The sequence below is a fragment of the Thermogutta sp. genome, assembly GCF_039793925.1.
In the GTDB taxonomy this organism is placed as follows: Bacteria; Planctomycetota; Planctomycetia; order Pirellulales; family Thermoguttaceae; genus Thermogutta.
Map to the genome: position 1 here is coordinate 1 of NZ_JBAMME010000210.1, position 7,049 is coordinate 7,049.

Annotated in this window: 7 protein-coding genes and 1 pseudogene; 2 read left to right on the plus strand and 6 right to left on the minus strand. The window is 58.2% G+C overall.

The features are described from left to right. From ABJK56_RS08580 to queF, 5 genes and pseudogenes are all read right to left on the minus strand, one after another. A pseudogene (locus ABJK56_RS08580) lies at positions 1-544 on the minus strand (porphobilinogen synthase); the annotation flags it as partial. Between the two features lie 107 nt (positions 545-651). Continuing rightward, positions 652-1,431 (minus strand): DUF434 domain-containing protein, encoded by a 780-nt coding sequence (locus ABJK56_RS08585; RefSeq protein WP_347244253.1) that lies wholly within the window; start codon positions 1,429-1,431, stop codon positions 652-654. A gap of 95 nt (positions 1,432-1,526) precedes the next feature. Continuing rightward, positions 1,527-2,276 carry a YbhB/YbcL family Raf kinase inhibitor-like protein gene (locus ABJK56_RS08590; RefSeq protein WP_347244254.1) on the minus strand — a complete coding sequence of 250 codons (750 nt, stop codon included), beginning with the start codon at positions 2,274-2,276 and terminating at the stop codon, positions 1,527-1,529. Between the two features lie 142 nt (positions 2,277-2,418). Continuing rightward, a complete protein-coding gene (locus tag ABJK56_RS08595) occupies positions 2,419-3,882 on the minus strand; it encodes an RtcB family protein (RefSeq protein ID WP_347244255.1) in 1,464 nt (487 codons plus the stop codon). Positions 3,883-4,009: 127 nt separating this feature from the next. Then, positions 4,010-4,387 (minus strand): preQ(1) synthase, encoded by a 378-nt coding sequence (gene queF / locus ABJK56_RS08600; RefSeq protein WP_347244256.1) that lies wholly within the window; start codon positions 4,385-4,387, stop codon positions 4,010-4,012. A gap of 143 nt (positions 4,388-4,530) precedes the next feature. Here queF and queC point away from each other — a divergent pair, with 143 nt between their 5' ends. Together queC and ABJK56_RS08610 are read left to right on the plus strand one after the other, a co-directional pair. After that, complete coding sequence (gene queC, locus ABJK56_RS08605) at positions 4,531-5,232, plus strand: 7-cyano-7-deazaguanine synthase QueC (protein ID WP_347244257.1); 702 nt, start codon at positions 4,531-4,533, stop codon at positions 5,230-5,232. Further along, complete coding sequence (locus ABJK56_RS08610) at positions 5,222-6,007, plus strand: 7-carboxy-7-deazaguanine synthase QueE (protein WP_347244258.1); 786 nt, start codon at positions 5,222-5,224, stop codon at positions 6,005-6,007. Before queC ends, ABJK56_RS08610 begins: the two co-directional genes overlap by 11 nt. Before the next feature lie 161 nt (positions 6,008-6,168). On the opposite strand, the gene ABJK56_RS08615 is transcribed toward ABJK56_RS08610, so the two are convergent. Then, positions 6,169-6,762 (minus strand): carbonic anhydrase, encoded by a 594-nt coding sequence (locus ABJK56_RS08615; RefSeq protein ID WP_347244259.1) that lies wholly within the window; start codon positions 6,760-6,762, stop codon positions 6,169-6,171. Positions 6,763-7,049: the final 287 nt, after the last annotated feature.

Genomic DNA, 7,049 nt, shown 5'->3' on the forward strand with positions numbered 1-7,049 from the left:
CCATATCGGCACCTGCCCGGGCATGGGCCACGGCCTGCCAACCGAGCATCCGAAGGGTCTGATCGTTGTCCACCGTGTCGTAGGGACCGGCTTTTCCCAGCGCACCGCAATGCCCATGGCTGGTGTATTCGCAGAAACACTCATCCGTGATGACAAGGAGTTCCGGTGCTATCTCTTTGATAACCCGAATGGCTCGACAGATGATGCCCTGCTCACTTGTTGCGTCACTTCCCAGGGGATCCTTGTGATCCGGAATTCCGAACAGGAGAACACCTCCCAGCCCCAGGCGCTTGACCTCTTCGATTTCTTCACGAAGGGCCTCCAGAGAAAGCTGATCATGGCCGGGCATTGAGGAAATCGGCACGCGGTGTTCCGAGCGAGCATGCACGAACAGAGGCAGAATCCACCGGCCAGGATCAAGCCGAACAGCCTGAACAAGTTGCCGAATTCCCGGATGATAACGGAGCCTCCGCATCCGCACGGTGGGGAATCCCGCTGCTCGGCACCGCTCAATGATCAACCGGCGCGCCGGTGTGGCACCCATAATAGACACTCCTTTTCGTTCAATTGTATCGCCGATTCTGGTCAGCAACCGCGAGGACGGCCTAGTTCGCTCTTGCCGCGGGCCACTCACCCAGCATTTGGACAGTTTTATGAGGCCGAATGATTGGCGGAAGATTCCTGCCCCGATTTGTTCTCATCGTCATGCGGTATGCGGGAAAAATCAATTACCCAGGCTGTGGGCACGTAGCGTACCACCAGCCAGTCGGTGAGATTGACCCACCGCTGGCAATAATCGAGGATCACGCTGTCTGCGGTAGCAACCAGCCCGGGACACTCCATGAGGACATAATCGGGACTTTGCACGATCTCCACCTGCCATGGCCAACCGTGCTCCGCTGCTAATTCACGGATGAGTTTCGCCAGTCGGCCGCTGTTGGAGACAGGCTTGTCAAGATACCAGTGGGCGGTGGACACACCCAGCTCCGCAAGGCCCTTTCCGATCAGACGGATCGCGGCAACGGTTTCCTGGACCTTTCGGTACGAGCCGTGCATGCTGGCCATATCCCGAAGAGTGCCGTCCCGGCCGCGAATGAGCACCCCGCCAGCCAGTGCCGCTTCCATGGTGGTCAGGACGTTATAGCCGTCCAGATAAAGCGGCGCGCCGTGGAGGGTTTGTAACTCTTGCTGCCGAGAGCGCCGCTTCAACAGGTCCTCCCAGGTGCAAGCGCTGCGCTCCAGCGCCATCCGCTGTCGGGCCGCCAGTTGATAGCGATCGCCCACCAGCTTGAGAGAAGAAGGCAGCGCATAGCCCCGATCGAGGAGCCAGCAAAGATCACCGAACGCCGTCTGCAGCCGTGGATACTGGCTGGGCGCGAAAAGCTCATGATCTTCGGGATGGGGACCACGATGCTGCCGGCGGTCAGGCACGAAAATTCAGTCCTCCTCAGACACACCATCCCTCCCTGTCTGCAAGGCCACGATCCTTGGGAACAATCCCCACCGAACCCGCTTGAAAAGCGACCCTATTTCCGCTCATACGTGCCCATCAGTTCGCCTTCCGCCAGAATATGGCCTTTCATGGCGTTCATCAGTTCTTTCTTGGTTGCACCCGGCGGAAGATTGAGCTTAGTGTTGAGGGCATAAATCCGGAAGTAATAGCGATGTCGCCCATGACCGGGCGGCGGCATCGGTCCCCGATAGCCAATCGTCTGACCACTGGTCCACGAATTCTTACCCTGAAGAGCCCCCGGCGGATTGTCAAGCTTGGGGGTTTTCGGCAGGTCCTCGGGCAATTTGGTCACATCGGGCGGAATCTTGTAAAGCACCCAGTGCACCCAAGGTTCCGGCGTGGGAGCATCCGGATCGTCGCAAATGAGTGCCAGTTCCTGGGTCCCCTCAGGAACACCCGACCATTCCAGCGGCGGCGAGACATCCGCCCCTTCCCCCGTGTATCTCTTGGGAATCGGCTGCCCCGGCTGAAACGCGGAGCTGGTGATTCGGATGGCCATGGCCTTACCTCCTTCTTCACCTGTTACCTGAGCAACGGAACTCCCCAACGATGCTTGCGATTCGGTGGCCCCAGCGGACGTTGCTCCGCTCTCTCTTGCGGTTTCCGTCTCGCAACAGGCGGGCTGATCACCCACAATTTGGAATTGTCGAGACGACAGTCCCTCTTTTTCGGCCTGACAGCCGAACACGCTCACCGCAGCCATCACCAGAAACGCCCCGGTTCCCCTGAGGAGGCTTTTCCGGGATACGTTGATCGATCTCATAGCCCTCTCTCCAGCATGTGAGAATGGCGTCTTCCCGCCCGCGCATTTCATCGACCCGTCTTCTATCGGCCTCCCCCGCGAGGTCATTCTTGAGCCCGGGGAGCGGCCGTCCTTCGTTTTTGTCACCCAGATTTCGCCGGGCTCATCCTTTGACCACACCAAGCGGACGCAAGCGAGCGACCTTCTTGGCAAGTCCCGCACGATCCACGATGTCTACCACGATGCTGACATCTTTATAGGCATCCGAGTGCTCTTCCGCCAGTCCCGCCCGACTGTGCGCCCGCGCGATGATCCCCTTGGCGGCCAGCTCTTTGTCGATCTGGCGACCCCGGGCGACTTGAATCGCAGCATTACGGCTGAGGACCCGACCGGCCCCGTGGCAAGTGGTGCCGAATGTTTTCTCCATAGAGGCGGGCTGACCCACCAGGACCCAGCTTTCCCGGCCCATATCACCAGGGATAATGACCGGCTGGCCGATCGCGCGGTACCGCTCGGGCACGTCGGGATGTCCCGCTGGAAATGCCCGCGTCGCTCCCTTGCGATGCACACACACAAGTTTTTCCTTGCCATTGACAATGTGTTTTTCCATTTTGGCGATGTTATGGGCAACGTCGTACACCAGCTCCATTCCCAGGTCTTCCCAGGGTTTGCCGAAGAATTCGCTGAAGGCTTCTCGTGTTTGCCACATGAGGAGCTGGCGATTGGCCCAAGCGTAATTGGCAGCCGCCCGCATCCCCGCCAGATAGCGCTGGCCCTCGGGACTGTTAATAGGAGCGCAGGCGAGCTGCCGGTCGGGGAGCTGGATGTGATATTTTTCCGGGCACCGCCGCATCTCCTGGAGCGCGTCATCACACACCTGATAACCGAGGCCGCGCGATCCGGAGTGGATCATCACGCAGACGGTCCCGGGTTCCAGCCCCATGACCCGCGCGGCTTCGGGATCAAATATTTCTTCCACCACCTGGACTTCCAGGAAGTGGTTACCCGCCCCCAGCGTCCCGCATTGGTCGCTTCCACGTTTCTTGGCCTCGTTACTCACGCACGAGGCGTCGGCCCCCGCCATGCAACCACCTTCTTCCGTATTCTTGAGGTCTTCCTCGGTGGCCAGCCCGATCTTCTTGAGATACCGGCAACCTTCTTCCAGAAGCTGATCCATTTGTTTTCCGGAAAAGAGATAGGGCCCCCCTTTGCCCACCCCTGCCGGGATCCGCTGGAACAGAACATTCATGAGCTCCGGCAATCGTGGGCGCACATCGTCAATATGCAGATTTGTCCGCATGAGGCGGACACCGCAGTTGATGTCGTAGCCCACCCCGCCCGGTGAGATGACACCACCTTCCTCGGGATCCGTGGCGGCCACCCCACCAATGCAGAATCCATAACCCCAGTGGATGTCGGGCATGGCGAGGCTAGCCACCTGAATGCCGGGCAATGTCGCCACGTTGGCCACCTGCTCGGGGGCCTGGTCCTTGCGGATTTGCTCGATCAGTCGCTCGTCGGCATAGATTCGGCCTTCGACCTGCATCCCTGGTTTATAGTCAGGCGGGATTCGCCAGGTGGTTTCGTCGATGCGTTCGAGCGGTCCAACAAAACCTTCCTTACTCATAAGTGCCTCCTTTCTTCGCCTGATGCACAGAGGGGCCGCCTTCCAGGGTTGTGGATGAGGCTCCTTCCTTGGGCGATACTTTCACCGCCTTCGTTGCTCGCGCACGCCACTGCCTGCCCCCAATATTTTACGAGCCTGCCGTCTCCGCCCGATACTGTGCGGAAACCCGCGTCGTGATTCCCCCGCGAGGCCGGAAATCCGCCACCACCTTCATCCACCTCGGCTTTAGGACTGCGACAAGGTCGTCGAGAATCCGATTCGTGACGTGTTCGTAAAAGATGCCCACATTCCGATAAGCTTGGAGATAGAACTTCAGACTCTTCAGTTCCACGCAGAGTCTATCGGGACAGTATGTGATGGTGATTGTGCCAAAATCGGGCTGGCCCGTCCGCGGACACACGGAGGTGAACTCCGGGCATATAATCTCAATGGTGTAGTCCCGATCCGGATACTGATTTTCAAAAGTCTCGAGGATATGTCGAAAAGATTCCGCTTGCTGTGCCACGCCGCGTCTCCTTTAATTGCTCGCAACTTCCACCTTTAATCATGATATAGGGACGGGGGGCTTTTGGATACTGCGGCAGGTGGGTTCGGCTCCTTGGGTCTGGTTTCGGTCTGCCCTGTGATTGGAGGGGAACACTGAGAAACATGGTCCCGGAATCAAAGCCCGGTGCGGTGGTGCTCCTATCGGGTGGAATGGACTCCTCCACGACTGCCGCTATCGCCAAACAGGAAGGTTTCCGCATCTATGGCCTGACCATCGACTATGGGCAGCGCCATCGTCTGGAACTCGAAGCCGCCCGAAAGGTCGCCCAATTCCTGAGCGCCGCGGAGCATATCATCCTCAAAGTGGACCTGTCCTGCTTTGGCCACAGCGCTCTGACGGACGACATTCCTGTGCCGAAGGATCGGCCTATCGCGGCTGGGCCGACGGAAATCCCCCTCACCTATGTCCCTGCACGGAACACGGTGTTCCTGGCTTTGGCTCTAGCCTATGCAGAAAGCCGGGGGCTGGCAGACATTTTTATCGGCGCAAATGCCGTGGATTACAGTGGCTATCCTGACTGCCGACCGGAATTCATCGAGGCCTTTGAACGCCTCGCCAATTTAGGAACCAAAGCTGGCGTTGAAGGCCGAGTCCGCTTCCGTATCCATGCGCCATTGCTCCACATGACTAAGGCCCAAATCATCCGCCGAGGTGTAGAGCTCGGCTTGGATTACCGCCTCACCCACACCTGCTATGATCCAACTCCCGACGGACTGGCCTGTGGACGTTGCGACGCCTGCCAGCTTCGCAAAAAGGGATTTGCAGAAGCCGGGCTCGAGGATCCCATCGCCTATGTGGCCTGATCACGTAATCGAGACATACGTCCGAAATATGACCATTGATCCGAAAGTGGACGTGACCGGGGCGACCGAGGAAAGGCTCGAGCAGCCGCTCCGCATTGCCGAAATCTTTCAATCCCGACAAGGAGAAGGAATCCTCACCGGGACGGAGAGCGTGTTCATCCGCGTTTCAGGATGCAATCTGCGATGCAAATTCTGCGATACCCCGTACGCAAGCTGGGAACCGGAAGGCCCGCTCTTCACCGTCGAAGAGATTCTCCAACGTGTGGAAAGCTTCCCCGCCCGCCATGTCGTGTTGACGGGCGGCGAGCCCATGCTGTTTCCCCAAGTTGTCTCCCTCACCCGGCATCTTTCCGATCGCGGCTACCACGTAACTGTCGAAACGGCGGGAACGGTCTATCGACCGGTACATTGCCATCTCATGTCGATCAGCCCCAAGCTCAGTAATTCCACGCCCGACCGAGAAACTCATCCGCGGTGGTGGAAAGAACACGAGCTGCGGCGTCACCAGCCGGAGGTGATTCGGCGGTTTATCCGCGAGTATCCCTACCAGATCAAATTCGTGATCGACCAGCCCGAAGACGTGGACGAGGTGGAGCGCTACCTGGCCGCGATCCTTGAAATCGACCGCGACCGGGTGCTCCTCATGCCCCAGGGGACGGATCAGGAAAGCCTCGGCGAAAAAATGGCGTGGCTGGATCCCCTCTGTCAGCAACATGGGTTCAAGCTGTGTCCACGGAAGCATATTGAGTGGTACGGTCCAGGCCGCGGCAAGTGACCACAAATGGACGTTGGGGAATCAAGCCCGAGGGCACAGACCATCCACTTCCGCACATACCCTCGGTTGCCGATTTTGCGGAGGGAGCGGTGAAAAAAGCCGGACCGGATGGCAGTAAGGCCCGGCGCGTCTGAGGTGCAATCCGCAGGCTGTTTAAAAACTCACCCTTTTGCGCCCATGGCCTTGGCGGTGTTGACTTTCTCTGCCAGGCGGACGCCGGGGCGTCGCAGTCTCATCGACTCCACTTCCCAGACATAGCCGTGAATTTGCACGTCGGCTGGAATCAACGGGCAGTTGCGGAGCAATTCCACCTGCTTGAGACAGATTTCATCCACGTCGGAGAAGGTGCGAATCCATTTTGGAAAGACACCCGCCGGGAGCTTCAGCTCGGGTAAGGCCGGATCGATGGCCACGCTGTCAGGATCGATTCCCTTCTCCCGGAGCGCATTTGTCAGAAACTCTCCGGTTGCCGTCATCATGCCACATTCGGTGTGATTGACGACGATGATCTCCTTGGTGCCGAAAAAGTTGGTCGTGAGCATTGCCGACCGGATCACGTCATCCGTCACGAGGCCCCCGGCATTGCGGTACACATGAGCATCGCCCAGGCGAATACCAAGGGCTTCTTCAACCGGTAATCGCTCGTCCATGCACGCAAGCACAAAGAGGCGCCGATTGTTGGGTATTCCTTTCTGACGGCGCAGAGCCCAAGCTTCCCGTTCCGCGAGCTCCATGTCGATTTGCTGATAAAGCATGGCGTCACCCTCCACCACTTTCAATACATTCGTTTGTCGATGTGTTTAATTCTGTTTCGCCGCCGGCAGATATATCGTAAGCGGTAACTCCCTCTGCGTCAAGTAACTTTGTTTATCAAGTTACTGATCAATAAATCAAGCAGATGCGCGCTTTTTGAAAGACTCTACCCAGTCGGCGAGAATGGCCCGGTAGTCCAATCAGGATCGGATTAAGCACATGACCCGACACCGATGAGAATACCCCGAGAAATGATAAACTTGGGTCGTGATCACCCCAAGTTTATCAT

Bases quoted from the DNA above. Each gene is read 5' to 3' on its own strand.
- ABJK56_RS08590 (WP_347244254.1), bottom strand. From the start codon at position 2,276: ATGAGATCGATCAACGTATCCCGGAAAAGCCTCCTCAGGGGAACCGGG.
- ABJK56_RS08595 (WP_347244255.1), bottom strand. From the start codon at position 3,882: ATGAGTAAGGAAGGTTTTGTTGGACCGCTCGAACGCATCGACGAAACC.
- queC (WP_347244257.1), top strand. From the start codon at position 4,531: ATGGTCCCGGAATCAAAGCCCGGTGCGGTGGTGCTCCTATCGGGTGGA.
- ABJK56_RS08610 (WP_347244258.1), top strand. From the start codon at position 5,222: ATGTGGCCTGATCACGTAATCGAGACATACGTCCGAAATATGACCATT.
- ABJK56_RS08615 (WP_347244259.1), bottom strand. From the start codon at position 6,762: ATGCTTTATCAGCAAATCGACATGGAGCTCGCGGAACGGGAAGCTTGG.